The sequence below is a fragment of the Candidatus Formimonas warabiya genome, from assembly GCF_002777255.1.
GTDB lineage: Bacteria > Bacillota > Dehalobacteriia > Dehalobacteriales > Dehalobacteriaceae > Formimonas > Formimonas warabiya.
The window spans coordinates 4,702,094-4,726,418 of sequence record NZ_CP017634.1 but is presented as its reverse complement, the minus strand read 5'-3'; the positions used below and the strand labels follow the sequence as shown (position 1 = coordinate 4,726,418).

The following is a 24,325-nucleotide window of genomic DNA, read 5'->3' as shown; positions in this document are numbered from 1 at the left end:
CTCCGATTTGCTCATATGGTGTGGGCTACTAAAACAGTTTTCCATCTTGGTTTCAAGATTTGGGCAGCTTGTACCGCATGCTCCTGGGTGGGAGCGAGGCCAAATACGGTGGGACCGCTGCCCGACATCAAAGGAGATAGCCCTGCCTGGCAAAGCACCTTTTTGATTTCTGCAATATCCGGATGCATAGGAATGGTCACTTCCTCTAATACATTTGCCATCTGTGTCAAAATTCCTGCTATCTTACCTTTTTTAACCGCATGAACCAGGGCATCCGTATCGGGATGGCGCATAATTTTTTCTACCTGCACCCGCCGGTATATTTCCGCCGTCGACACGCCAAAACCGGGATTGACCAGGACCAGCCAGATTCTTGGCAAAGGAAGCAAGGGAGTAAGTATTTCGCCGATTCCTTCCGCCAAAGCTGTCCCCCCCAGCACGCAGAAAGCCACATCGGCGCCGATTCCCCCTCCTAATTTGGCCAGATCAAGATCGGTTAGGCCCAAGTCAAAAATTTGGTTGACCGCCCGCAATACGGCAGCGGCGTTGGTACTGCCTCCGGCCAATCCTGCTTCCACAGGAATCTCTTTGTGCAAGTGAATACTGACTCCACCCGGCAGGTGAAATTTTTCTTTCATCAGTTTCCAGGCCTGAAAGGCAATATTTCTTTCATCCAAAGGAATAGTATTTACATTGGCTCTGATTTCAATCCTGTCTGCCCCTCTTTTTACCGTCACCCGGTCGGCCAGACTGATCGATTGCATGATCATTTTCACATCGTGATACCCGTCCGGCCGTTTCCTGATCACATCCAGAGAAAGATTAATCTTGGCATGGGCATCCAGTTCTATTTCGTTCATTTTAGCCAATTCCCCCAAGAAAAGAGCTTAACATCTCTCATAATTTTCCATGATTTCTACGATCCGTGCCATGGCCTGACGCGCGGCAGCCTCTCCCATCTGGAGGCATTCCGTTCCCTTGTTAAAATCCAATTGGCCGATGGGCTTCACAATAGGCGTAATGACGATATCGGCGCAATTCTCCTGTTTTGTCTCAGACATCAATTCCAAAGACCGTAAGACGACGTCAAAAATGTTCTCCGGCACATCCTCTGTTCGGGTACTTAAATTAACCGCAATGATGATATCGGCGCCCATGTCGCGCACCACATCACCCGGACAGCCATTCAATACGAAGCCGTCTACCAGGAGCCTGCCCTCCTTTTGCACCGGAGTGAAAATCCCCGGAATGGCGATACTGGCTCTCACCGCATCGGCAATCTTCCCCTGGTCAAAGACCACAGTCTCCCGTTTGATCAGGTCAACGGCGACAATTCTTAAAGGGATGGCTGTTTCCTCAATATTTTTGTCCTTGGTCACCATACGCATCAATTCCATCAAATTGCGCCCGTCTACGAATCCGGTCCGGTGCAGGCCCACTTTGACCAGGCTCTTCCAATTGAGGGAAAGAAAAATCTTCTCCGTCATGTCCAGATCCGCACCCAAGGCGTAGAGCGCAGCCGCCATGGCACCGGACGAGGTTCCGGCAATCATATGCACCGGAATATGGTATTGCTTCAGGATTTTTAAAACACCCAGGTGGGCGAAACCCCGGATGCCTCCTCCCCCGAGAGCCAAACCGATTTTGGGCTGCATATAGGACACTCCTTTTTCATAGGGTTATCAGCTCTATAGTATATGCAGCTTTTTGCAAAAATCAGGTTGTTTCTGCGGGAAGCAGTGTATAAAAGTGCACCTTAATCAGTTGCACTTTTTTCCTGTTCATTTTCCTCTATTTTATTCGCCTGTGCATCCCTCTTTTTTCAGATAAAATACCGTCCTTCAAAAACCGCTTCTGCCGGTCCGGTCATAAAGACATGGTTATTGGGCGCCCATTCCAGAATCAGATCGCCGCCCAAGAGGTGGACGGTTATTTCCCGGTCCGTCTTACCGTTTAGGGCACAGGCCACAACCGTGGCGCAGGCTCCGGTACCGCAAGCCAGGGTCTCTCCGGCGCCCCGTTCCCACACGCGCATTTTAACTTCTTTTTTATTCACTATTTCCACAAATTCCACATTTATTTTGGCCGGAAACAAAGGATGAACTTCGATCAAGGGCCCCAGACTTTTGACCGGGGTTTGGGACACATCATCGACAAAAATAAGACAATGGGGATTGCCCATAGAAACAGCGGTGACGACATACTTTTCTCCCTGCACCTCCAAGGGCTGCCCGACTACTTTGTCACCGGCAAAAAGCACCGGTATCCGGTCGGGAGACAGGCGCGGTTCTCCCATATCCACCTTGACCCCGGTGATCCTGCCCTTTTCTAGCATTAATTCAGGCCGAAGGACCCCGGCCAGCGTTTCTACAGTAAATTCTGTCCGGGGACACAATCCGGATTCATACACATACTTTGCCAAACACCGGATCCCGTTTCCGCACATTTCCGGCTCCGAACCATCGGCATTAAAAATGCGCATTTTAACTGCCGCTTTTTCCGAAGGAAGAACCAGAACCAACCCGTCTGCTCCAATCCCGAACTGCCGATGGCACACTTTTTGGGCTAAACTGCCTAAATCCTCGGGAAGTTCTTGTCTGTATGCATCAACCACCACAAAGTCGTTTCCCAAACCCTGCATCTTCAGAAACTCCATGGTTTTATCATCTCCCTTTGAGAGGCTTCCAGAAAAAAGAATAATGTGAAAATTATTATTACTATGATAGCACAAATTACCGACCATATTCAACTGAAAGGGAAAAATGAACCCGCCTTTTGAAACCGATAATTCTACTCCCCCAAAAATTTTCTTCTCCCTGGCGCCTCGTTTGCGTTGAAAGCAAAAAAAGCCCGTTCAGGGCTTTTTTCAATTCAAAAGGAAGAGGCATCCTCGGCACGAAAGCCAAATTCCCTTTGAAATAAATCCACAAACTGGCTCTTTAGAACTTCCAGATCAATCTTTTTCTTTAAGATTTGATACAAAGAAGTAACGCCATGGGCCGTATTAAGATCCGGCTGCAGGATCCGGAACAGGGAGAGCCGGGGATTCACATTAATGGCCAGACTAAAGCGGGTGACACTTTGGCGCACCTCCAGATCGATACAGGCAATCCTGGCCTTTTCCACCCAAACCCCCTTTTCACCCGGTATGCTATGTGCCTTAATCCCATATTGATGAAACAGATGGATTAATAATTGCTCAAACTTACCGATCATTTCTTCAACCCCCAGGCCATGCCTGTTCAGATGAAGCACCGGATAAACAGAGAGTTGGCCCGGTCCCCGGTAAGTAATGTCCCCCTCCCAATCCACTTCATAAACGGGTATTTCTACTCTTCTGGTCATGGCATAAGGGAATCTGATCTCCTTGGCGTTGCCCTGGTTTCCCACCAGAATCACATGGGGGTGCTCTACAAAAACCAGGGAATCAATAATGTCGTTGGCTAAACGCTGTAACCACAAGCGATAATTTACTTTATAAAAATCACTGAATTCTCTCTTGCCAAAATTTATGATCTGCAAACTTTTGTTCATCTTGTATTACTTCCTCCACAATTCATCCATTACGATCCTATTTTTATTGGTTCTTCAGGTATTTGTCAATGGTGGCAGCCGCAGCCCTGCCGTCGGCAATGGCGTGGCATACCAGAGATTGACCTGTCCTCATATCTCCGGCGGCAAAGACGCCGGTGCTGTTGGTCATATAATGGGCATCCGTTTTCACATTTCCTCTTTGATCAAATTCCACGCCAAATTTATGGAGCAGGGCACCATGTTCCGGATGGAGAAATCCCATGGCAAAGATAATCAGGTCCGCCTCCAGTACAAATTCGCTGCCCGGGATTTCGGTCATTTTTTTCTCGCCCTTTTCATCTTCCGTCCAGGCAAGCTCGATACAATGAACCTTTTTCACCTGCCCGTTTTCTCCGGAGAAATATTTTGTGGCAATGCTCCATCTTCTTTCCCCGCCTTCTTCGTGGGCCGTATTGGTGCGCAGAATCATGGGCCAGGTCGGCCAGGGCATTTTTTCCGTTCTTTTTTTCGGGGGCTGGGGCATCACCTCAAATTGATACACTTGTTTGGCCCCTTGACGCAGGGCGACACCGAGACAATCGGCGCCGGTATCGCCGCCGCCGATAATGACGACATTTTTTCCGTTCGCCTCAATCCTTTCTTCCCGGGGAATCTCTTTCCCCTGATTGACCAGATTCTGTTGGGTCAAATATTCCATGGCAAAGTGGATTCCTTTTAAAGACCTTCCTTCTACATCCAAATCTCTCGGGATGGTGGAGCCGCCGGTTAAACAAACGGCGTCATATTTTGCTTTCACGGCTTCCACGGAAACATCCGTTCCTACATGGGTACCGGTTTTAAATTCTATCCCTTCTCCGATTAATTGGTCAATCCGGCGCTCTAAAACCCATTTTTCCAACTTGTAATCAGGAATCCCCAGGGCTAAAATTCCCCCCACCTGCTCCGATCTTTCAAAGACCGTGACGTCATGGCCGGCCCGGACCAGTTGCTGAGCCGCCGCAAGTCCTGCCGGGCCGGAACCGATTACGGCCACCTTACGCCCGGTGCGCATCAGGGGGGGAAGGGGTTTTACCCATCCCTCCCAAAAACCTTTTTCAATAATGCTTAATTCAATTTCCCGGTTTGTGTTGGGTTCTTGGTTGATGCCCAGGGCGCAGGCCGCTTCACACAAAGCCGGGCATAACCGGCCTGTGAACTCAGGAAAATTATTGGTGCTATGCAAAATATCCAGTGCTTTTTTCCACTGCCCTTCCGTAACAAGATAATTCAGGTCAGGCAAAATATTTCCCAGGGGACAGGCGTTGTTGCAGTATGCTACGCCGCAGTCCATGCACCGGGCCGCCTGGATCCGGATTTCTTCTTCCGTTTGAGGAAGATAGACACTTTTATAGTTTTTGATTCTTTCCTGGGCGGGGATTTTTGGGGCCGTCTTTCTCTCATAGATTTTAAAGCCCGGTTGTTGTTGATTAGCCATTATTTTTCACCACCAAACTATCTGCCGTGATTTGGGAAGATTTTTCCGTGATTTCCCGGTATTGAGGGCTGATAATGCGCACAAACTTACCCATGTACGCCTGCCAATGGTCCAGAATCTTTTTGCCTTTTTGGCTGTTGGTAAAGCGCACATGATTTTCCACTAAATTTTTCACGAAGCGGAGATCCTCCTGAGTCAGCGGTTCCATCTCCGTCAATTCAAAGTTGCATTTGCTGCTCAGGTTTTCTTGCTCATCCAGCACATAGGCAATGCCGCCGCTCATACCGGCGCCGAAGTTTCTCCCTGTTTCCCCCAGAATCACAATCCGTCCTCCTGTCATATATTCACAGCCATGATCGCCCACACCTTCAACTACGGCCGCAGCCCCGCTGTTTCTCACGGCGAATCTTTCTCCCACTTTCCCATTGATATAGGCCTCTCCGGAAGTGGCCCCATACAAAATGGTATTTCCGGCGATGATGTTTTCCTCTGCTGTTAAGGAAGACTCCTTATGCAGTGCGATGATAATCCGGCCCCCCGATAGTCCTTTTCCCACGTAATCATTGGCATCTCCGTACAAGCGCAAAGTAATGCCGGGGGCGGCAAAGGCGCCGAAACTTTGACCTGCCGTACCGATGAAGGTCAGGTCAATGGTATCCTGGGGCAGGCCCTTGCTGCCATAACGTTTTGCTACTTCGCCGGAGAGCATGGCCCCAATAGTCCGGTCGGTATTTTTTACTTCAAAAATACCTTGCACCTTTTCCCCTTTTTCCAGGGCGGGCTGGGCCAGTTCAATCAGTTGTCGGTCCAGAATATCACGGGTTTGATTTTTTTGTTCTTCCGTTTTTCTTTGGGCGAACCGCACCGGCAATTCCGGGCGATAGAGGATAGCGCTTAAATCCAGCTCCTTGGTTTTCCAATGCCGGTTTCGCTCATTCACCTCCAGCATATCCACCCGGCCCACCATTTCATCTACCGTTCGGAAGCCCAAATCGGCCATAATTTCACGCAGTTCCCTGGCAATGAAACCGAAGAAGTTGATCACATGCTCCGGCTTTCCCTGAAAATACTTTCTCAGTTCCGGATCCTGGGTGGCCACGCCTACGGGGCAGGTGTTGTTATGGCACTTGCGCATCATGATACAGCCGCACACCACCAGGGCAGCCGTGGAAAAGCCGAATTCTTCCGCCCCCAGGAGAATGCTGATCGCCACATCCCGTCCTGTCCTCATTTGGCCGTCTACCTGTACGGCGATCCGGCTTCTCAGGTTGTTTAAGAGCAAGGTTTGCTGGGTTTCCGCCAGGCCGATTTCCCAAGGAATCCCTGCTGTTTTAATAGACGAAACAGGAGAGGCGCCGGTGCCGCCGTCATGGCCGCTGATCAGAACCATATCGGCACTGCCCTTGGCCACGCCTGCCGCTACCGTCCCTACACCGGCTTCGGAAACCAGCTTCACACTCACCCGTGCCTTGGGATTAATGTTCTTCAGGTCAAAGATCAACTGCTCCAAGTCTTCAATGGAATAGATATCATGATGGGGAGGAGGAGAAATCAAGTCGATTCCCGGCAGGGAGTGGCGTACCCGGGCAATCTCCTCGGTTACCTTGCTTCCCGGCAAATGTCCCCCTTCACCCGGCTTAGCCCCTTGGGCCATTTTGATTTGCAGCTCATCCGCATGGACCAGGTAATTGGCTGTGACCCCGAACCGGGCCGCCGCCACCTGCTTGATGGCACTGGCTTTAAAATCACCGTTTTCTGTTCTGATATAACGGGCTTCATCTTCCCCGCCCTCACCGGAATTGCTTTTGCCCCCCATGCGGTTCATGGCGATGGCCAAAGTTTCATGGACTTCCTTGCTGATGGATCCGAAGGACATGGCTCCGGTGGCAAAGCGTTTCAGGATTGATTCTACCGGTTCTACCTCATCCAAAGGAACCGGCTGGCCTTCCTTAAATTTTAAAAGTCCCCGGATGGTCATGAGGCTTTTCGACTGATCATCAATCAAACGGGAATACTCTTTAAATAAATGATAATCCTGGGTCCGGCAGGCATGCTGCAGCTTAGCGATGGTATCCGGACGGAACAAATGGGCTTCATTGTTCTTCCGGTAATGAATGTCTCCTCCCACAGCCAGTCTTTGGGTACCCACGTTGATTTCAAAGGCCTGATGATGACGCAGCAAAGTTTCCTTGGCGATGCCGTCCATCTTCAGCCCGGACAAACGGCACGGGGTGCCGGCGAAATATTCCTTGACCAGTTCTTCGTTCAGTCCGATCACTTCAAATATTTGGGCGCCGTTAAAACTTCTTAAGGTGGAGATGCCCATTTTGGAGGTAATTTTGCGAATCCCGTAGCCTAAGGAGCGTACGTAATTCATGCTGGCTTTTTCCACCGTAATGTTTTTCAGGTAAAGCTGATTTTTCACCAGGTGATTAATGGTTTCCAGGGCCATATAAGGATATACCGCCGTAGCCCCGTAGCCCAGGAGCAGTGCCATATGAAAAGTATCCCGGGCCTCGCCGGTCTCAATGATCAGATCAACCTTGGTGCGCAGTTTTTTCTGAATCAAATGATTGTGCACCGCACTGACCGCAAGCAGACTGGGGATAGGCGCCCGGTAACGATCCACGTCCCGGTCGCTCAAAATGACGATCCGGTACCCCTGGGAAATACTTTCTTCCACTCTCTTTTTCAAGGCGGTCAGGGCATCGCTGAGCCCTTTTTCATATTGATCCGCTTCAAAGATGATGGGGATGGTAATGCTTCTTAAAGTATCCACATCGATACTTTTAATTTTTTCCATCTTCTCCGCATACAGGATGGGTTGTTCCAGTTCAATAAACTTATTGGGTGCCAATTCGTCAATTTTCTTGAGAATATTCCCCCCCCGGCCCAGATACTGATTCAGGGACATTACTTTCTTCTCCCGGATGGGATCAATGGGCGGATTGGTCACCTGGGCAAAAAGCTGACGGAAGTAATTAAATAAGAGTTGGGGCAGGTCGGAAAGAACCGCCAAAGGAGCGTCATTGCCCATGGAACCAATGGCTTCCTTACTGTCTTGCGCCATTGGTGCAATGATCCGCCTAAGTTCTTCTTCCGTGTACCCGAAAATAATTTGTTTCGTAACCAGGGATTCTTCATCCATTCTGGGCAAGGCTTTATGCAAACTGATTTTTTTCAGATCAATTTCATTTTCCTTAATCCATTCGGCATACCCTTTTTGGTTGGCCAGCTCTTGTTTCACTTCATGATCGTAGATGATCCTTTTCTCTTTGGTGTCCACAATAAGAGTTTTCCCCGGCCCTAATTTTCCCTTTTTCAGGATTTGTGCCTCAGGAATGCGCAGGACGCCCGATTCTGAAGCTAAAATCACGGTATTGTTTTTCGTGATCACGTATCTGGCCGGTCGGAGGCCGTTCCGGTCCAGGGTGGCTCCCACCTGAACCCCATCGGAAAAAACAATGGTCGCAGGTCCATCCCAGGGCTCGATGAGACCTTCGTGATATTCATAAAACGCTTTCAATTCCGCCGGCATGGTTTTATCATAACGCCAGGCCTCCGGCATCAACATTTTCAGGGCATGGGGTATAGAATACCCATTCAAAACAAGAAGCTCGAAAATATTGTCCAAATTGCAGGAGTCACTGCTATCCGGCTGGATAATCGGCAATACCTTCTCAAATTCAGCACCGAACAGCTTGGAGGTCATCACACTTTCCCGGGCACTAACCCACTTGATATTTCCCCGGATGGTATTGATTTCCCCATTGTGGGACAAATAGCGGTAAGGATGGGCCAGGCGCCAGGATGGGAAAGTATTGGTACTGTATCTTTGATGCACGGCGGCAATGGCACTCTTTAATCGCTCATCCTTCAGCTCGGGATAAAAATTCTCTATTTGATGGGCGAGAAACTGCCCTTTATAGACAATGGTTTTGAGAGAAAGGCTGCACACGAAAAAGACATCCGTATAAGGCCTTGCTGCCTCGTTAATGGCCTTCTCCACTCTTTTTCTGACAATATAGAGTTTCCTTTCAAACAGATCGGCCTGCTGACCGTTTCTGGCAATAAATATTTGCTTCACAAAAGGCTTTGTACCTTGGGCTGAGATCCCGCAAGCCTTATCATGAAGCGGTACGTCGCGCCAAGAGATCAGTTCCTGGTTTTCTTCCCGGAGAATTCTTTCAAATACCCCTTCACAGTAATAACGGGCGTTCGGTTCTGTGGGAAAAAATATCATGCCCACCGCATAGTCCCCGTCCGCCGGAAGGTGCAGATCCATTTTCGCTAATTCAGAAACAAAGAACTCATGGGGTAGTTGAATTAAGATACCTGCCCCGTCTCCTGTCTCCGGATCGGACCCGGTAGCGCCTCGATGGGTAAGACTCTTCAGAATCTCCAACCCGTTTTTGACGATTTCATTTGATTTTTTGCCTGTCACATCGGCGATAAATCCTAAGCCACAGGCGTCTTTTTCCATGGACGGGTCGTAAAGACCCTGACTTTGGGGAAATTGATTCAGTTCTTGCATCATAAAAGCCTCTCCTTCTATCCTAATCTCCGCTAAAAAGTGAGGGGACACATTAACATATGTCCCCAACTAATACAGTCGTACAGGAGTCCTCACGCTCATTTAAACATGGTTAGTCGGGTTAAAATTTGGTCAAATATTGTTCAATTTCCCAATAGGTAATCTTGGTCCGGTAGGAATCCCATTCCATTTCTTTGGCCTCCAGAAAACGGGATAAAGCATGGTTCCCTAAGGCGCTTTTAATTACCTCATCTGCTTTCAACTCTTTTAATGCCTCTTCTAAGCTTCCGGGCAAACTAGCAATGCCCATGGCATCTTTCTCTGCCCCGGTCATCTCATAAATATTTCGATTCACCGGATCCGGAGGCAGGATCTTATTCTTGATCCCGTCCAAGCCTGCTTTCAGCATGGCCGCAATGGCCAAATAAGGGTTACAAGAGGGGTCGGGATTTCTCATTTCCACTCTGGTGGACAGGCCTCTTTTGGCGGGAATGCGAATTAAAGGGCTTCTGTTCTTTGCCGACCAGGCTACATACACCGGCGCCTCATAATCCGGAACCAGCCTTTTATAGGAATTCACGGTGGGATTGGTGATCGCGGCCATGGCCCGGGCATGTTTCATTAATCCACCCACATAATAATAAGCTTCCCGGGACAGTTCCAATTCCCCGTTGGGATCATAAAAGACATTTTTGCTCCCCTTAAAAAGGGATTGATTGGTATGCATGCCTGATCCGTTGATGCCAAAAACAGGCTTTGGCATAAAAGTGGCATGAAGGCCATGGCGCTGGGCAATCGTTCTGACCACAAACTTAAAAGTCTGGATATTATCCGCCGTAGACAAGGCATCCGCATATTTGAAATCAATCTCATGCTGACCGGGGGCAACTTCATGGTGAGACGCTTCAATTTCAAAACCCATATCTTCCAGGGCCAGCACCATATCCCTGCGGGCATTTTCTCCTAAATCCACCGGGGTCAGGTCAAAATATCCTGCTTTATCATGGGTGTCTAAAGTAGGGCGCCCTTTATCATCCGTTTGAAAAAGAAAGAATTCGCATTCGGGTCCTACATTCATGGTATAACCCATCGCTTCCCCTTCTGCAATGGCCCTTTTTAAGATCATCCGGGGATCCCCTTCAAAAGGAGTGCCGTCAGGATTATAGACATCGCAAATAAAGCGTGCTACCGATCCTTCCGCAGGTCTCCAGGGAAAAATGTCCCAACTGTTCAGATCCGGACGCAGATACATGTCAGATTCTTCAATGCGCACAAAACCGTCGATGGAAGACCCGTCAAACATCAATTCTCCTTCCAAGGCTTTCTCCAGCTGCTTCACAGTAATGGCAACATTTTTCAGAACCCCGAAAATGTCAGTAAATTGCAGGCGCACAAATTTGACATCATTTTCTTTGGCCATCGATAAAATATCCTCTTTGGAGTATTTCGCCATCGTCATTAACCTCCTCAAAATATAAAAATTTCTATGTGAAAAACGATTTCCATTTGGGATCGATCATACTGGGAGCTAAATTTTGATTAAAGGAATTATACTCTTCTTTCGGCAAAAAAATCAATGGTTCGGGAACAAGTATACAATATTATTCATGATTACTTTTTCTTTTTAATATCATAGGCAAGAATAATCGCTTCCGCAACTTGCTTCATGGGCAGGCACTTATCCATGCTCTGCTGTTGGATGCGCCGGTATGCTTCCGCTTCAGGCAAATCCAGATTTTTCATCAAAATACCTTTTGCCCGTTCCACAATCTTTCTTGTTTCCAAAGTCTCTTTCAGTTCATCGACCTGACGCGCCAATTTCATCATTTTTTGGAAAGCATTGATCACAAAGGATGCGGTAGAAAGCAAATGCCCTTCCTGAATCGGCTTCACCAAAAAGGCAAAAACCCAGGAATCCTTTGCCTTTTCAAATAGCTCCTGCTCCCAGGTAGGCGTAAGCAGCAATACCGGACAAATTTTATCATCCTCAATAATTTTGGATACTTCCATACCGGGCATACCGGGAAGGTCTTTATCCAAAATTACCAGGTCCGGCAGCACCCTGCGGATCACCCGGAGCGAGCCGGCCCCGTCCTCCGCTTCCCCGATAATCAGGTGTCCCTGTTGCTGGAGTATGGACCTCAACCTTTTTCTCAATGCTCTGTCCGCAGAGCCGATAAAAATCTTCGACTCAACCCCATGCATAAGCAACACCTCGCCTTCCTAACGGTAATAGTTTATCCGGCACAGAAACTTTCATAAGTGAAAGCATCCTTGCCAAAGAAAAATCCCCGCCCCAAAAAAGACTTTTTAGTAACGAGGACTCCATTGCCCACATAAAAAAATCTCGAAACCTTTTTAACCATTATAACAAAAACCCGCCACAACTCAATAGTTGTGTGCGGGAAAATATTGTATACATGTCAGCCAAAGCCTAAAAGGCTTTGGGGGCGGGATCCGGTCACCGGTTACCGGGAACCGGGAAAAGTAGGGGCTGTCTGCTGTCCCCGTGTAAAAAAACGGGACTAGAAAAAAATGATTTTCAAACAGGATGTTATTTATTTTTCCCGAATTAGAGTGAATAAAGGTGAATCCCCACGGTTCATTCATGCCGGCTTGGTATGAAGCAAAGGGGTGCCGTAAAAAATAATTGAGATCCTATACATAGGCTTAAAGTAGCGTAATCATTTTTTCTTTCTCAGGAGGCAGGAAAAACATGGAGCATCTAAAAAAACTTTTATCCAAATTAGACGGCAAAGGATATAAGGGATACAAGGAGATTCAAGGGACCTACCGGGGTGAATGGTTTACTCTGCACATCGATTATGCCCAAAGCGATCCTTTCGCCCCTCCTTCCCGGATCCGGGTGAAAATCTCCCAAGAGCAGGCTAAATTCCCGGAAACCTGGTACCGGCCCGAGATCCGAAAAACAGCGGCGGAAGATTTTTTTTCCCGGGAAATCGCCCACACCATCCAAACCTACCGGATAAACCACGGGGGATCGGGAAAAAGCGGGCTGATCAGCATAGACAGCCCGGGCCAGGAGGTTCTTCCCCGCACCTCCGTAAAAATAAACGGGCGCGAGGTGGAAGTTCGTTTATCTGTGGGGCTGCCCGCCGCCGGCAGACAGATTTTGGGCCAGCAGGCGAAAGAGATGCTCTGCACCCAAATCCCTGCCCTGATCCAGCAAGCAATTTTTCATTTTCCTCAAAATAAACTGATCCGGCACCTGGGACTGGCCGACCAGCAGAATTTCCTCCGCCAGTATTTAGCGGAACACCACTATGTAGCCTTCGTGGCCAATGGATCGATCTTGCCCAGAGAGAGTGGCATCAGCAACCGCCCTTTAAATAATTCCTCTCTCGTTCCTTTTCAGTCACCGCCCTCTCTGGAAGTGGAAATTCCCCTTCCCCATGACGGTCCCATACGAGGCATGGCGATTCCGAAGGGAATTACTCTGATTGTGGGCGGGGGGTACCATGGCAAAAGCACTCTTTTAAAAGGGATGGAACGAGGTGTGTACAATCATGTGCCCGGAGACGGCCGGGAATATGTGATTACCGACGAGAGTGCCGTGAAAATACGGGCGGAAGACGGCCGCAGCGTGGAAAAAGTAAACATCTCCCCTTTTATCTCCCATTTGCCCCGGGGTACGGATACCATCCGTTTTGGCACCGAGAGTGCCAGCGGCAGCACCTCTCAAGCGGCAAATATCATGGAAGCCTTAGAAATGAATGCCCGGGTGCTTTTAATTGATGAGGACACCAGCGCCACCAATTTTATGATTCGGGACGCCCGCATGCAGGAATTAGTGGGTAAAGACCAGGAGCCCATTACTCCTTTTGTGGACAGGGTAGAGCAGCTTTACCGGGAGCTGGGTGTTTCTACGGTTCTGGTCATGGGAGGTTCCGGAGATTATTTTGAAGCCGCCGGCACGGTGATTATGATGGACGAATATAAACCTTACGATGTGACGGAAAAAGCCAAATCCATTATCGACAAAATCCCCACAACCCGCAGAGGGGAAGGGGGAGAAAATTTCGGCAGCATCATAGGTCGGCAAATTCTTCCCCACAGTTTTCGCATATTACACGGCCCAAAGGACAAAATAAGCGCCAAAGGGCTGCATACGGTCTTACTGGGCAACTCCCCGGTCGATCTTTCCCTGGTGGAACAGCTGGTAGACCCCAGCCAAACCCGGGCCATTGCCGATATGATTTCCTATTTAGCTCATAAATTGGTAGACGGAAAAACATCTTTACCCGATCTGATCTATAAACTGTACCACCAGATTTCGGAACACGGTTTAGACCTGGTTTCGCCATTTTACGGACAGCATCCCGGGGACCTGGCCCTGCCCCGGAAACTGGAGTTGGCCGCAGCCATAAACAGAGTACGCACGTTAAAAGTGAAATAAACTTTTCCGATGGGGCTTGACAAATAATTTTGCGAAATGGGGAAATACGCCATGGAAAAATCCCTGGTTAAGAAGCCTTTTACATGCCAACTTCTGATTTTTCTGCACCTATTCTTGGGAATCGGGGCTCTTTTCGGCGGGTCGACGCTGATCATGGATCCCAGTGGCGGTTTGATCAAAATGCCTCTGACCTTACTAGAGCATTCGCCGTTCACCAGCTTCTTGATCCCCGCCATCATTTTATTCGTCATACTAGGTGTTACGCCTTTAATCATATCTTACGCACTGATCACAAAACGCCCCTGGAAAGGAGCGGACCAGATCAATATTTTTCATGAAATGCACTGGTCCTGGGCTTATTCGCTCTACATAGGCTTTGCCTTAATCATTTGGATCACGGTACAGGTCTATTTTATCAATCGAGTCGCCTTCATACACGTATTCTACATCGCCATCGGCTTAATCATCCAGGCCGTTACACTCTTCCCCTCTGTTCAGAACTACTATCGCAAATAAGATGCCCGGCACCAAAAAAGCTGGCGTTGCCAGCTTTTTTTACTGTATCAGCAAGTAAGCAATGTTGATTTAATTGGTGGGGCTTTTTTTATTTCATCAGCATTACGGAGGTAGATTTTACCAAAGCGGACACTTGGTCCCCTTCCTTAATATTCAAATCATCTACGGCATCTCCCGTAATCACCGATGTCATGGTACATCTGTCCACATCAATTGTCACCTTGGCCATCAGCCCGTCACGTTCCACTTTCGCAACACGCCCGCCGATTTGATTACGCCCGCTAACCTTCATACTATTTCCTCCCATCCTAATTTTCTATTAGCATGCCCTATTTTCTTTCCATTCAAGCATATTGTATAAATAACTAAATTTCTGACCCGGCATCAAAAGTCTTAAAACAGCTGATTCAGGAAATAATAAGGGAAAGAAATGTCAAATAACTGGGAGGAATTCTCCATGATCGACACGGATCACCCGCAAAACCTTTTTATCGGGTTATTCTGGGGTATTGTTTTCAGCATCCCCCTTTGGGTATTCTTTATTTATTTCATTCTCCGGCTAACCAAATAAAATGAGGGAGCCATCCTTACTAAATACCAAAAAGAAAATTAAAAGGACAATTTTAGGTTTTTCCTGTCAACCCCTGTAAAGAACAGCAAAAATGAAACGATAATAATATATAAGGCAATTAATCATTTAACAAAGCCTATAAGCTAATTTAACAAATTGGCAAAGTATTTTACTGACTAGGCGGGAAAAATATGCTAGTATATAGTAAGATAATTATGTCGTTTTTTAGCAAAGGATGGTGCATAAATGGATATTTCTACACCGTTAGGGATATTATTGGGATTCGGTTGTATCGCCCTCGCCTTTGTACTGGATGGAGGACATCTTAATGCTCTTTTCAGCAAAACTGCTGCCTTAATTGTTTTCGGAGGAACCATCGGTGCCACCATGGCCTCTCATACCATGAAAGAGATCGCCAGGATTCCCAGCCTGGTCATGAAGGTGATCAAAAAAGAGCAAAACAATACGGAAGAAATCATTCAATATCTGGTCACCCTTTCCGGAAAGGCCCGGGCTCAAGGACTTTTAAGTTTAGAAGCGGAGACTAATTCAGAAAATTTAAACAAATTTGACCCTCTGATGAAGGATTGCCTGGAATTAGCGGTGGATGGCACCGAAGCGGAGGTTTTCCGGGAAATAATTGAGAATAAAATTGAACTGAGTTATATGGTGGACAAAAAAAATGCCGGTATATTTGAAGTAGCCGGCGGGTATGCCCCTACCTTAGGTATTATCGGCACTGTGATGGGATTGGTTCACGTCTTATCCAATCTGAGCGAGCCGGATAAATTAGGGCCCGCCATTGCTGTAGCATTTATTGCTACCTTTTATGGTCTTAGTTCGGCCAACTTGTTCTGGCTTCCCATCAGCTACAAGCTGAAGGGGCTCTCTGCCCAAAAAAGACTTGTCCAAGAATTGATTATGGAAGGAACCTTGGCGATTCAAGGGGGGGAAAATCCCCTCACTTTAGAAAGAAAACTCAAAACCTTCCTGATTGAAAGAACGAAAGAAAAGACTTCAAATACGATGAAAGAACGTGAAGCTAATGAGGCGGCCTGAGGAACACGAAAAAGACAACACGGAAAGATGGCTTCTGTCCTATGCCGACTTTATTACTTTGCTGATGATATTTTTTGTCATCCTCTATTCTATGAGCAGGATTGATGCGGCAAAATTTGAAATGTTGGCCCAAACCCTGGGCAAAACCCTTACCGGGACCCAGTATATCCTGAAAGGCTCCTCCGGGCCAAGTATGGTATCCGGTATTTCGGCAGGTGAAACTTTTCCCTCCACCCAAGTAACCCCAAATTCTCTATATGTAAATCGGACCCCCACTTATGGAACCAATGATTCCGTTGATCAAAACGCCTTTAAAGAAGTGGAAAAAATATTGGACAACTTTATTAAGGAAAACGGCCTGGAGGGAGTCGTGAGCCATTATGTGAGCGAAAGAGGCCTGGTAGTCAGTTTAAGTAATGCGGCCCTTTTTGACTCCGGTTCGTCAGAACTGCATGCGGACCAAAAAAAGACCGTCATAAAAATTGGGGAAATATTAAAAGTACTCCCCAACTTAATACGGGTAGAAGGACATACGGATAACCGCCCCATCCATAACGCCCGGTTTCCGTCCAATTGGGAACTTTCTGTACTTCGGGCCACCACGGTCCTGCAAATTCTCGTTGCCGACGTAGGGATTTCCCCTGATAAAATCTCCGCCATCGGCTACGGTGAGTACCGTCCCATCGCGCCAAATGACTCGGGCCCAAATAGGCAGTTGAACAGAAGAGTGGATATTGTCATTATGAAATCGGAATACAACCAGTGGGAGCCCAATCAAACAAAGACACCCTGATTTTTTCCGGAATGTTTATGGCATTACTACCGCACCCGGTTCTACACCGGTGATTATTTTTGCTCCCCCATGTACAAAAGCCCCCCTGCCCACGATCACTTTATCATGAAGCACACTTGCCATCGGTCCGATAAAAACTCCGTCTGCAATATCCGTATGGGCGCTTAAATATACCCGGGTCTGAATTTGAGCGCCCTCCCCCAGATTGACCCCGCTCTCGATAAAAACACCCGGACCAATGATGACCTGCTTTTTAATCCGGCATTTTTCTTTGATGCACGTCAAATCACCGATCCAAACATGCTCATCAATCGCTACCCCTGCACAAATAACTGCTCCGGAACCGATGATGGTATCGGCTCCAATGCGTAACGGCCGCAAGACGCCGGAGGCCTTCTCCCCACTCGTGTCAAAAAGGCGCGGCTGCGCACCCAATGTACAATTGTCCCCTATGATCACCCGGTCTCCAATCACCGTCCCGGGATAAACCGTTACATGATTGCCGATTTGCACATTCTTCCCCAAAATTACGTCTGCCAAGAGTACCGAAAAATACCCCACCCGGCACTGCCGTATTCCCTGAACCGATTTGTCGATATAATTCATGCCCAAATTCACCCTTCCTAAGCAAACAATCTGGCTAATGATGCTGCCCAAACCCTTTATGAAATGTACAACCTTGTATCATATCATATGAAGGAGCAATCTATTTGTGTGCATAAGGATTGTTCCCATCTCCTATGAACCTTTTTCCGAACAAGCCCATAACATATATAGAGAAAGAGGTGTATAGGAATATGTCCGTCATGATCAAGACTGGTGATACCTTTTCGTTGGAAAAAACGATCTCCCCGGAAATGGTAAAGGATTTTGCCGACTTCTCAGGAGATTACAACCCTGTTCACATGGATGAAATGTACTGCCTGGAGCATGGGTTAGGGTCCAGGGTAGTGCACGGCATGCTGATCCTTTCCTTTCTCTCTACACTGATCGGCATGCACTTACCCGGGCCAGGAGCCCTGTGGCTGTCTCAATCCATCGATTTTATTTCTCCGGTAAGGATCGGCGATAGGATCAAGATTACCGGGAAAGTAACCGACCAGGTGCAAACAAATGCCTTAGGCCTCAATATTATTGTGATGAAAATAGAAATTACTAATCAATTGGGCCAAAAAGTTTCCCGAGGCACAGTAAAGGTATCTGTCAAGTAAAAAAGCCCAAAGGGCTTTTCGGGATCCGGGTTTCGGGAAAGCAAGGGGCGAAGTTAAGGAGAAAGGAGTAGTCCATTGGGAAAAAAAGTAATTTTAATTACCGGAGGCAGCAGTGGTTTGGGGGCCAAGTTTGTGGATACCCTGTGCGCCGAGGGAGATAATTGCGTGTATTTCACACATATAGAACCTCCGGGGACCATGGTGAAAACCCCACCCGGCGCATTTGCCATGAGATGCGACCAAAGGGATGAAGGGGAAATCGCATATTGTGTCTCAACAATCCAGGCAAGCCAGGGAAGAATTGACGTACTTGTCAACAATGCCTGCCCTTCCTTTAAACCCGGTGACTTTCTTGCATCAGACTGGAACCTATTTCAGGATCTCATCGATGTAAACGTAAAAGGTTCCTATCTGTTTATGCGGGAAGTGTCAGAGATCATGAAAACACAGGGATACGGAAGAATGATTAATATCCTGTCCTCTTATGTGCTGAATGTGCCGCCGGAAAAGCTTTCTTTCTATATTACGGCCAAATATGCCCTGTTGGGCCTTTCCAAAGCGGCCGCCGCAGAGCTCTGTAAATACGGGATTACGGTAAATATGCTTTCTCCCGGCATGATGTCCACCCAACTTACCGCCTACTTGCCCCCAAAATTCCTGGAAGTGTCCGGTCAGAGGCATCCCATGAAAAGACTGGCCACAACGGCAGATGTGGCCGGCGTGTTAAAATTCCTTATTTCCGAAGATGCCAATTTTCTCAATGGAGTCAATATCCCTGTTAACGGAGGCGAAACCTTTTTATGAAAGCATCGATCAATATTGCTTTTCTGGGCAACTGTACCACAGATTATCTCGCCCGGTTCCTGAAAGAAGAATGTAAAAAAAATGATATTGGGGCAAACATCTATAATTGCCCTTACAACCAGTATCATCAGGAGACCTTAAACACCGAGAGCGGATTTTACCGGTCCCAGCCGGAGCTTACCGTACTTTTTCTGGAAGGCAGCGAATTGTTTCCCGACTGGTACACATTTACCACCTTAACAAGCAGTCCAGAAAAAAAATATGCCCTGATGGAATCGATTTTTGAATCCATCACCGCAGTTGTGGACAGCATCCATACCAACAGCGCCACGAAAATAATTTTACACAACTTTAAAATACCCTATTTTTCACCCCTCGGTATTCTGGACAGCAAAAATTACCCGGGCCTAAAAGACATGATTGCGCTGCTCAACCTGAAGCTGGGAGAGTGGGCAAAGGATAAGGATTATGTTTACTTGTTCGATTATGGCGGCTTGTGCGCCCACTTTGGCTATGAAAATGCGACAGATCCCAAAATGTATTACATCGCCAAAAATACCATCTCCTTTCCCTTTACGAAAATCCTGGTCAGAGAATACATGCGCTATATTGCACCCTTTAAATTCATGACAAAGAAATGTCTTGTGCTGGACCTGGACAACACGCTTTGGGGGGGAGTGGCCGGAGAAGACGGCATTTCCGGTATTAAGCTGGATCTCGCCGGACCGGGAAAAAGCTTCTATGATTTCCAAAGGGAAATCCTCAACCTGTATCATAAAGGAATTATTTTGGCCGTGAACAGCAAAAACAATGCGGAAGACGCCTTGGAGATCATAGAAAACCATCCCCATATGGTTTTACGCAAACACCATTTTTCCTCTTTGAGAATGAACTGGCAGGATAAAGTGGCGAATATCAAAGAAATTGCGCAAGAATTGAATATCGGCATGGACAGTATGGTTTTCTTTGACGATAATCCGGTGGAAAGAGAATACGTTAAATCCATGCTGCCTGAAGTAACCGTAGCCGATGTCCCGGATGATACCAGCAAATATGCCGATACATTAAAAAAGATGATTGAATTTGAGTTCTTTAAAATCACCGACGAGGACCTGAACAGGAACCAGATGTATGAGGCCAATCAAAAAAGGCTTGAGTCCCAGCAGCAGTTTCAGAATCTGGAGGATTATCTGGCCAGCCTCCAAATCAAGGTAATTTTGCAGCATGCAAACAGCTTTTCCATCCCGCGCATCGCGCAGCTTACACAAAAAACCAATCAATTTAACATGACCACCAAACGTTACACCCAAACCGAGATTGAAAACATGGCCCGTTCAAATAACTTTTTGGTTTTTTCTTGTACGGTTTTGGATAAATTCGGCGACAACGGCATCGTGGGCGTGTGTATTATTGAGTTAAAAGACGACACTGCCCATATCGACACCTTTTTAATGAGCTGTCGCGTCCTGGGCCGAAATGTGGAGTATGCTTTGATGAACAAAATTGTTTCCCTGCTCAAGGAAAAAGGCATTAAAACTGTATTCGGCCTCTACCTGAGAACGGAAAAAAACCGGGCCAACGAAAACTTTTATGCCCAGGCCGGCTTTTCTCCGGAGTCAGTCAATGAAAAGGGAACTTTATATCGCATCAGCACAGAGCAAAAGTTAGAGCACATTCCTTATATCGATTTTGTTTTAGAAAATGAGGAGTGAATTATGGATAAAAAATTTTTAGATCTGGTATCTCAAATTCTTCATGTTGATCCCGCCAAACTCACAGAAGACGCCACCACGGAAACTCTGCCGGAATGGGATTCCCTCAACCACTGGGCAGTGATCTCTGCATTGGAGGATGAATACGGCATCGAGTTTACCATGGATGAAGCCACGGAATTCAAAAATCTGGGTCATATTTATACCATATTAATGCAAAAAGCCGCTCACACCACTTAAGGGCAACGAAAAAAGCTGCTGGGAACACCACGCAGCTTTTCATATTCTGTCGCCGGTTTTTTTATACGCACAGCAACCGGCGCCCGGGCCCGAATCTGGCCCCTTTTTCTCGTTTCACATTTAACAGTTTTCCCACCAGGACTGGTTGTTCCGATACCATTGGACCGTTTCGGCGATACCTTGTTTAAACTGATAGGTGCAGGACCATTTTAAATCGTGATGAGCCTTGCTGCTGTCTAAAGCATACCGTTTATCGTGGCCGGGCCGGTCATTTACTTTACGGATTAATTCCGGGCCCTTGCCCAGGTTTTCCAGGATCAAACGGGCCAAAGAGAGATTGGACAGCTCTTCCCCGCTGCCAATATTATAGATCTCCCCCGGGGCCCCGTAGAAGAGGGCATGGGTAATAGCCGCACAATGATCCATCACGTGGATCCATTCCCGCACATTGGTGCCGTCTCCATACAGGGGTATGGGCTTATTTTTCAGCCCTTGAATAATACAGGTGGGAATAAATTTTTCTTTATGCTGGTGTGATCCATAGTTGTTGCAGCACCTTGTCACAATCGCCGGGAAACCAAATGTTTTATAAAAGGCCCGGGCCAGTAAATCGGCGCCTGCTTTTGATGCGGAATAGGGGCTGTTGGGCAGGTAGAGGGAATTTTCCGTAAAACAGTCCCAGTCGTTTTCAATGCTTCCATAGACTTCATCGGTAGATATCTGCACAAACCTTCTGCTGCCGGCTTGACTATCTTTCATCCAATAATTCCGGGCACATTCCAGTAAATTTAATGTCCCCAGCACATTGGTTTCCGCGAATACGGTTGGCCCGTCAATACTCCGGTCCACATGGGATTCTGCCGCAAAATTGATGATATAATCCGGATCATATTCATTTAAGACCTGTTGCACCAGTTCCTGATCGCAAATATCACCTTTGACAAAATAATACCTGGGGTCCTCGTCAATTATGCTTAAATTATTCAGATTGCCCGCATAAGTAAGTTTGTCATAATTGACGACAATAACATCCTTACAGGTTTTTAGAAAGTAGCGAATAAAGTTACTGCCGATAAATCCGGCTCCTCCTGTGACAAGCAAAATCTTCATTACTCGCCCTCCATAAATTATAATTTGGTTTTATTTATAAATGAATTTTACTATCATCCGCGACCACAAAAGCACTGGAAAAAGGTCTCTTATTAAAGGATTTGATCACCGCATTTTTTCCGATCAGACTGTTGCTGATCCTTTTACGCACATTATCCAGCTGGGCCCCATAGAGGATAATACAATTTTCCACTTCACAATTCTGGATTTTTACTCCTTTACCGATGCACGTATAAGGACCGACAAAACTGTTGGTGATCACGGAACCCTCATCGATCACCGCAGGTCCCATAATCGTACTATTGCTGATCGCCACATTTTTGCCGATGCGCAATTTCCCCGCTAAAACAGAATTGGCATCTGAAATCTCAGGCATTTCATTTTCCATATCATCCAGGATGCGCCGGTTGGCATCCAGGATATCCTGCTCATTACCGGTATCTTTCCACCAGCCTTTGATCAGATCATAGGTAATCTTCCCGCCCTGTTGTAATTGATTTTGGATCGCATCGGTTATTTCCAATTCTCCTCGTGCGGACGGCACAGTTTGATCAATGGCAGCAAAAATACTTTTGTCGAATAGATATACCCCGGTAAGAATCAAATCACTGATAAATTCCTTCGGTTTTTCCACCAGTTTTAAAATACGATCGTTTTCTACAACAGCAACCCCAAATTGGGCGGGCTTGTCTACCTGATGCAGCAATACAGAAGTATTCACCCTTCTGAGATAAAAATTACCGATAAATTCGCTCAGTTCCATACTGAAGATGTTATCGCCCAGTATCATTAAAAAGTCATTGCCGTCGATAAATGGCGCCGCGATTTTTACTGCATGGGCCAGCCCCAGGGGCAGGGATTGATAAATGTAGCTAATTTTTGCATGCCATCTTCCCCCATCACCCACTTCCTTTTTTATTTCCTCCTGACTGTCTCCTACTATGATCCCAATGTCATGAATCCCGGCCTGAACCACTTTTTCTATCACATGGATAATAATCGGTTTATTTGCCAAGGGAATTAACTGTTTGGGGCTTGTGTAAGTCAAGGGTCTTAATCTGGTGCCGGTGCCGCCGCTTAATACTAAAGCTTTCATAATGCCCTCCTCCGCTCCGTCTTTACCTAAGCCAACCTATTCATATACTATTGTGCAAAGCAAAGGAAGGTGCATAGTCTGAGGACATCCCCAAAATTTTTGTACGGTGCGGAGACATTCCGGGTGCTGAAGGCACATCAGGCGTATTCCCGTTCCGCTCCGCTTCAGGAAATACGCCCCTTTCCGCCTTAAGATGTTCCGCGAAAACTTGTCACACCTGAAATCACTTGTACATAATATAAATTGTAATTTACATAAACAAACTCAAACGAAGGGAATGAGACTTGATGGTTCCTCCTCTGCTCAGCTATATTACATTTAACCGTTTAGGCCTGACCGTACAAAACCTTCCCGCCATCCTGCAATCAACAGATGATTTTGAAATGCACATTATCGACAACAATTCTTATGACGGCACCTGGGACTACCTGCAAAGCGTTCAAGACGTTCGGATCAAATCCAAGACCCGTGTCCAAGTCAATTCAGGACAAATATATGCTTTAAACTTGAATCTCACGCACAGAAGACCCGACCAGTATTTCATCGCGGTGGACAATGATGTTCATATTGAAACAAAAGATTGGATTTCTCGTTTTATGAAGGTATTTGAGGAATTTCCCGAAGTGGGACTTCTCGGCGTACAAAGAGGATATCCCTATCCCCAGGACCTTCCCCCGGTCACTCCCCAATTAAAAAATGGCGCCTTGTATCTGGAGCTTGACAAGAATTCTGTAGATCCCAACGGGGCCTTTCTCCCCGGATGCTGCCAGTGCTTAAGACCGGAACTAATTAAAGAGATCGGCTACTGGAGTGAGGAAAATGGGTTCGGCGACATCGAACTCTGTTTCCGGGTAAGTCATTTTACCTCTTTCAAAGTGGGCTTTGTTCCCAGTATCAGCATTCGCATGCCCCAAACAATTGAATGCCACAACTGCCCCTATGAAAGCCAGTGTCATCTTGATAAATACCGCAATACCTGTTTTACCATTTACGAGAAATTGTACAAGAACCATGAATTTGTAAAAAAATTTAACTGGAAACTGATAGAAACCTTCAAAGATATGAAAACGGGAGCCCGGCCGGTCTATTGCGCCTCTGCCCTCGATGGCAACGCCCTGGCCAATCACATCTTTAATCTGAACTGGGCGCTGGAAAATTTCCGGTTTTATATTGACAACGCCAACTAACGATCAAGAACATCGGTAACATAAGTTGGGGACATTCCTCAGTAATCGAGGAATACCCATAGAGAGG

21 protein-coding genes are annotated in these 24,325 nt (G+C 46.9%); 9 read left to right on the top strand and 12 right to left on the bottom strand.

The window, feature by feature from the left end; all coding sequences use genetic code 11:
- Positions 1 to 11 precede the first annotated feature (11 nt).
- The 8 genes from ispE to DCMF_RS21365 all read right to left on the bottom strand — a co-directional run bounded on the left by ispE (position 12) and on the right by DCMF_RS21365 (position 11,747).
- Positions 12 to 860, bottom strand: coding sequence for a 4-(cytidine 5'-diphospho)-2-C-methyl-D-erythritol kinase (gene ispE / locus DCMF_RS21400; protein WP_148136308.1), 849 nt, complete (start codon positions 858 to 860; stop codon positions 12 to 14).
- A 27-nt stretch (positions 861 to 887) separates the two neighbouring features.
- Positions 888 to 1,655: a patatin-like phospholipase family protein gene (locus DCMF_RS21395; RefSeq protein ID WP_148136307.1), complete on the bottom strand. Its 768-nt coding sequence runs from the start codon at positions 1,653 to 1,655 to the stop codon at positions 888 to 890.
- A gap of 167 nt (positions 1,656 to 1,822) precedes the next feature.
- Positions 1,823 to 2,656: a diaminopimelate epimerase gene (dapF, locus tag DCMF_RS21390; RefSeq protein WP_148136306.1), complete on the bottom strand. Its 834-nt coding sequence runs from the start codon at positions 2,654 to 2,656 to the stop codon at positions 1,823 to 1,825.
- 215 nt (positions 2,657 to 2,871) lie between these two features.
- Entirely contained in the window at positions 2,872 to 3,534 is a 663-nt protein-coding gene (lipB, locus tag DCMF_RS21385) for a lipoyl(octanoyl) transferase LipB (RefSeq protein ID WP_148136305.1), read from the bottom strand.
- A 43-nt stretch (positions 3,535 to 3,577) separates the two neighbouring features.
- Positions 3,578 to 5,008, bottom strand: a complete 1,431-nt coding sequence (locus DCMF_RS21380) for a glutamate synthase subunit beta (RefSeq protein WP_148136304.1) — start codon at positions 5,006 to 5,008, stop codon at positions 3,578 to 3,580.
- A complete protein-coding gene (gene gltB / locus DCMF_RS21375; RefSeq protein WP_236860083.1) occupies positions 5,001 to 9,545 on the bottom strand; it encodes a glutamate synthase large subunit in 4,545 nt (1,514 codons plus the stop codon). The genes DCMF_RS21380 and gltB overlap by 8 nt, the downstream gene beginning before the upstream one ends.
- Before the next feature lie 118 nt (positions 9,546 to 9,663).
- Complete coding sequence (glnA, locus tag DCMF_RS21370) at positions 9,664 to 10,995, bottom strand: type I glutamate--ammonia ligase (RefSeq protein ID WP_148136303.1); 1,332 nt, start codon at positions 10,993 to 10,995, stop codon at positions 9,664 to 9,666.
- 158 nt (positions 10,996 to 11,153) lie between these two features.
- Complete coding sequence (locus tag DCMF_RS21365; RefSeq protein WP_148136302.1) at positions 11,154 to 11,747, bottom strand: ANTAR domain-containing response regulator; 594 nt, start codon at positions 11,745 to 11,747, stop codon at positions 11,154 to 11,156.
- Between the two features lie 511 nt (positions 11,748 to 12,258).
- On the opposite strand from DCMF_RS21365, the gene DCMF_RS21360 reads away from it, so the two are divergent.
- Together DCMF_RS21360 and DCMF_RS21355 are read left to right on the top strand one after the other, a co-directional pair.
- A complete protein-coding gene (locus tag DCMF_RS21360) occupies positions 12,259 to 13,959 on the top strand; it encodes an ABC-ATPase domain-containing protein (protein WP_148136301.1) in 1,701 nt (566 codons plus the stop codon).
- Between the two features lie 51 nt (positions 13,960 to 14,010).
- Positions 14,011 to 14,475, top strand: a complete 465-nt coding sequence (locus DCMF_RS21355) for a hypothetical protein (protein WP_148136300.1) — start codon at positions 14,011 to 14,013, stop codon at positions 14,473 to 14,475.
- Positions 14,476 to 14,563: 88 nt separating this feature from the next.
- Here the strand turns inward: DCMF_RS21355 and DCMF_RS21350 are convergent, their stop codons facing one another.
- Positions 14,564 to 14,767: a TOBE domain-containing protein gene (locus tag DCMF_RS21350; RefSeq protein ID WP_214658795.1), complete on the bottom strand. Its 204-nt coding sequence runs from the start codon at positions 14,765 to 14,767 to the stop codon at positions 14,564 to 14,566.
- A 525-nt stretch (positions 14,768 to 15,292) separates the two neighbouring features.
- Here DCMF_RS21350 and DCMF_RS21345 point away from each other — a divergent pair.
- Both DCMF_RS21345 and DCMF_RS21340 read left to right on the top strand, forming a co-directional pair.
- Positions 15,293 to 16,105 (top strand): flagellar motor protein, encoded by an 813-nt coding sequence (locus DCMF_RS21345; protein WP_148136298.1) that lies wholly within the window; start codon positions 15,293 to 15,295, stop codon positions 16,103 to 16,105.
- Positions 16,092 to 16,898 carry a flagellar motor protein MotB gene (locus tag DCMF_RS21340; protein ID WP_148138018.1) on the top strand — a complete coding sequence of 269 codons (807 nt, stop codon included), beginning with the start codon at positions 16,092 to 16,094 and terminating at the stop codon, positions 16,896 to 16,898. Before DCMF_RS21345 ends, DCMF_RS21340 begins: the two co-directional genes overlap by 14 nt.
- Before the next feature lie 15 nt (positions 16,899 to 16,913).
- Here DCMF_RS21340 and DCMF_RS21335 read toward each other — a convergent pair whose 3' ends face one another.
- Positions 16,914 to 17,504 carry a DapH/DapD/GlmU-related protein gene (locus tag DCMF_RS21335; protein WP_148136297.1) on the bottom strand — a complete coding sequence of 197 codons (591 nt, stop codon included), beginning with the start codon at positions 17,502 to 17,504 and terminating at the stop codon, positions 16,914 to 16,916.
- A gap of 191 nt (positions 17,505 to 17,695) precedes the next feature.
- On the opposite strand from DCMF_RS21335, the gene DCMF_RS21330 reads away from it, so the two are divergent.
- The 4 genes from DCMF_RS21330 (at position 17,696) to DCMF_RS21315 (ending at position 20,865) form a co-directional block, all read left to right on the top strand.
- Complete coding sequence (locus DCMF_RS21330) at positions 17,696 to 18,109, top strand: MaoC family dehydratase (protein ID WP_214658794.1); 414 nt, start codon at positions 17,696 to 17,698, stop codon at positions 18,107 to 18,109.
- A gap of 75 nt (positions 18,110 to 18,184) precedes the next feature.
- Positions 18,185 to 18,913 carry an SDR family NAD(P)-dependent oxidoreductase gene (locus DCMF_RS21325; RefSeq protein ID WP_148136295.1) on the top strand — a complete coding sequence of 243 codons (729 nt, stop codon included), beginning with the start codon at positions 18,185 to 18,187 and terminating at the stop codon, positions 18,911 to 18,913.
- Positions 18,910 to 20,625, top strand: a complete 1,716-nt coding sequence (locus DCMF_RS21320) for an HAD-IIIC family phosphatase (protein WP_148136294.1) — start codon at positions 18,910 to 18,912, stop codon at positions 20,623 to 20,625. Before DCMF_RS21325 ends, DCMF_RS21320 begins: the two co-directional genes overlap by 4 nt.
- A 3-nt stretch (positions 20,626 to 20,628) precedes the next feature.
- Positions 20,629 to 20,865 carry an acyl carrier protein gene (locus DCMF_RS21315; protein ID WP_148136293.1) on the top strand — a complete coding sequence of 79 codons (237 nt, stop codon included), beginning with the start codon at positions 20,629 to 20,631 and terminating at the stop codon, positions 20,863 to 20,865.
- A gap of 120 nt (positions 20,866 to 20,985) precedes the next feature.
- Here DCMF_RS21315 and rfbB read toward each other — a convergent pair whose 3' ends face one another.
- Both rfbB and DCMF_RS21305 read right to left on the bottom strand, forming a co-directional pair.
- Positions 20,986 to 21,975, bottom strand: a complete 990-nt coding sequence (gene rfbB, locus DCMF_RS21310; RefSeq protein WP_148136292.1) for a dTDP-glucose 4,6-dehydratase — start codon at positions 21,973 to 21,975, stop codon at positions 20,986 to 20,988.
- Positions 21,976 to 22,009: 34 nt separating this feature from the next.
- Positions 22,010 to 23,071 carry a glucose-1-phosphate thymidylyltransferase gene (locus DCMF_RS21305; protein WP_148136291.1) on the bottom strand — a complete coding sequence of 354 codons (1,062 nt, stop codon included), beginning with the start codon at positions 23,069 to 23,071 and terminating at the stop codon, positions 22,010 to 22,012.
- 287 nt (positions 23,072 to 23,358) lie between these two features.
- Between DCMF_RS21305 and DCMF_RS21300 the strand changes: the two genes are divergently transcribed.
- Positions 23,359 to 24,258: a glycosyltransferase gene (locus DCMF_RS21300; RefSeq protein WP_148138017.1), complete on the top strand. Its 900-nt coding sequence runs from the start codon at positions 23,359 to 23,361 to the stop codon at positions 24,256 to 24,258.
- Positions 24,259 to 24,325 lie beyond the last annotated feature (67 nt).

What these genes read in the sequence shown, in the direction of transcription:
- rfbB (WP_148136292.1), bottom strand. Translation starts at nt 21,975, where the DNA reads ATGAAGATTTTGCTTGTCACAGGAGGAGCCGGATTTATCGGCAGTAAC.
- DCMF_RS21380 (WP_148136304.1), bottom strand. Translation starts at nt 5,008, where the DNA reads ATGGCTAATCAACAACAACCGGGCTTTAAAATCTATGAGAGAAAGACG.
- DCMF_RS21320 (WP_148136294.1), top strand. Translation starts at nt 18,910, where the DNA reads ATGAAAGCATCGATCAATATTGCTTTTCTGGGCAACTGTACCACAGAT.
- DCMF_RS21305 (WP_148136291.1), bottom strand. Translation starts at nt 23,071, where the DNA reads ATGAAAGCTTTAGTATTAAGCGGCGGCACCGGCACCAGATTAAGACCC.
- DCMF_RS21300 (WP_148138017.1), top strand. Translation starts at nt 23,359, where the DNA reads ATGGTTCCTCCTCTGCTCAGCTATATTACATTTAACCGTTTAGGCCTG.
- glnA (WP_148136303.1), bottom strand. Translation starts at nt 10,995, where the DNA reads ATGGCGAAATACTCCAAAGAGGATATTTTATCGATGGCCAAAGAAAAT.
- DCMF_RS21360 (WP_148136301.1), top strand. Translation starts at nt 12,259, where the DNA reads ATGGAGCATCTAAAAAAACTTTTATCCAAATTAGACGGCAAAGGATAT.
- DCMF_RS21355 (WP_148136300.1), top strand. Translation starts at nt 14,011, where the DNA reads ATGGAAAAATCCCTGGTTAAGAAGCCTTTTACATGCCAACTTCTGATT.
- DCMF_RS21345 (WP_148136298.1), top strand. Translation starts at nt 15,293, where the DNA reads ATGGATATTTCTACACCGTTAGGGATATTATTGGGATTCGGTTGTATC.
- DCMF_RS21395 (WP_148136307.1), bottom strand. Translation starts at nt 1,655, where the DNA reads ATGCAGCCCAAAATCGGTTTGGCTCTCGGGGGAGGAGGCATCCGGGGT.
- dapF (WP_148136306.1), bottom strand. Translation starts at nt 2,656, where the DNA reads ATGGAGTTTCTGAAGATGCAGGGTTTGGGAAACGACTTTGTGGTGGTT.
- DCMF_RS21335 (WP_148136297.1), bottom strand. Translation starts at nt 17,504, where the DNA reads ATGAATTATATCGACAAATCGGTTCAGGGAATACGGCAGTGCCGGGTG.
- DCMF_RS21315 (WP_148136293.1), top strand. Translation starts at nt 20,629, where the DNA reads ATGGATAAAAAATTTTTAGATCTGGTATCTCAAATTCTTCATGTTGAT.
- lipB (WP_148136305.1), bottom strand. Translation starts at nt 3,534, where the DNA reads ATGAACAAAAGTTTGCAGATCATAAATTTTGGCAAGAGAGAATTCAGT.
- ispE (WP_148136308.1), bottom strand. Translation starts at nt 860, where the DNA reads ATGAACGAAATAGAACTGGATGCCCATGCCAAGATTAATCTTTCTCTG.
- DCMF_RS21365 (WP_148136302.1), bottom strand. Translation starts at nt 11,747, where the DNA reads ATGCATGGGGTTGAGTCGAAGATTTTTATCGGCTCTGCGGACAGAGCA.
- DCMF_RS21340 (WP_148138018.1), top strand. Translation starts at nt 16,092, where the DNA reads ATGAGGCGGCCTGAGGAACACGAAAAAGACAACACGGAAAGATGGCTT.
- DCMF_RS21330 (WP_214658794.1), top strand. Translation starts at nt 17,696, where the DNA reads ATGTCCGTCATGATCAAGACTGGTGATACCTTTTCGTTGGAAAAAACG.
- DCMF_RS21350 (WP_214658795.1), bottom strand. Translation starts at nt 14,767, where the DNA reads ATGAAGGTTAGCGGGCGTAATCAAATCGGCGGGCGTGTTGCGAAAGTG.
- gltB (WP_236860083.1), bottom strand. Translation starts at nt 9,545, where the DNA reads ATGATGCAAGAACTGAATCAATTTCCCCAAAGTCAGGGTCTTTACGAC.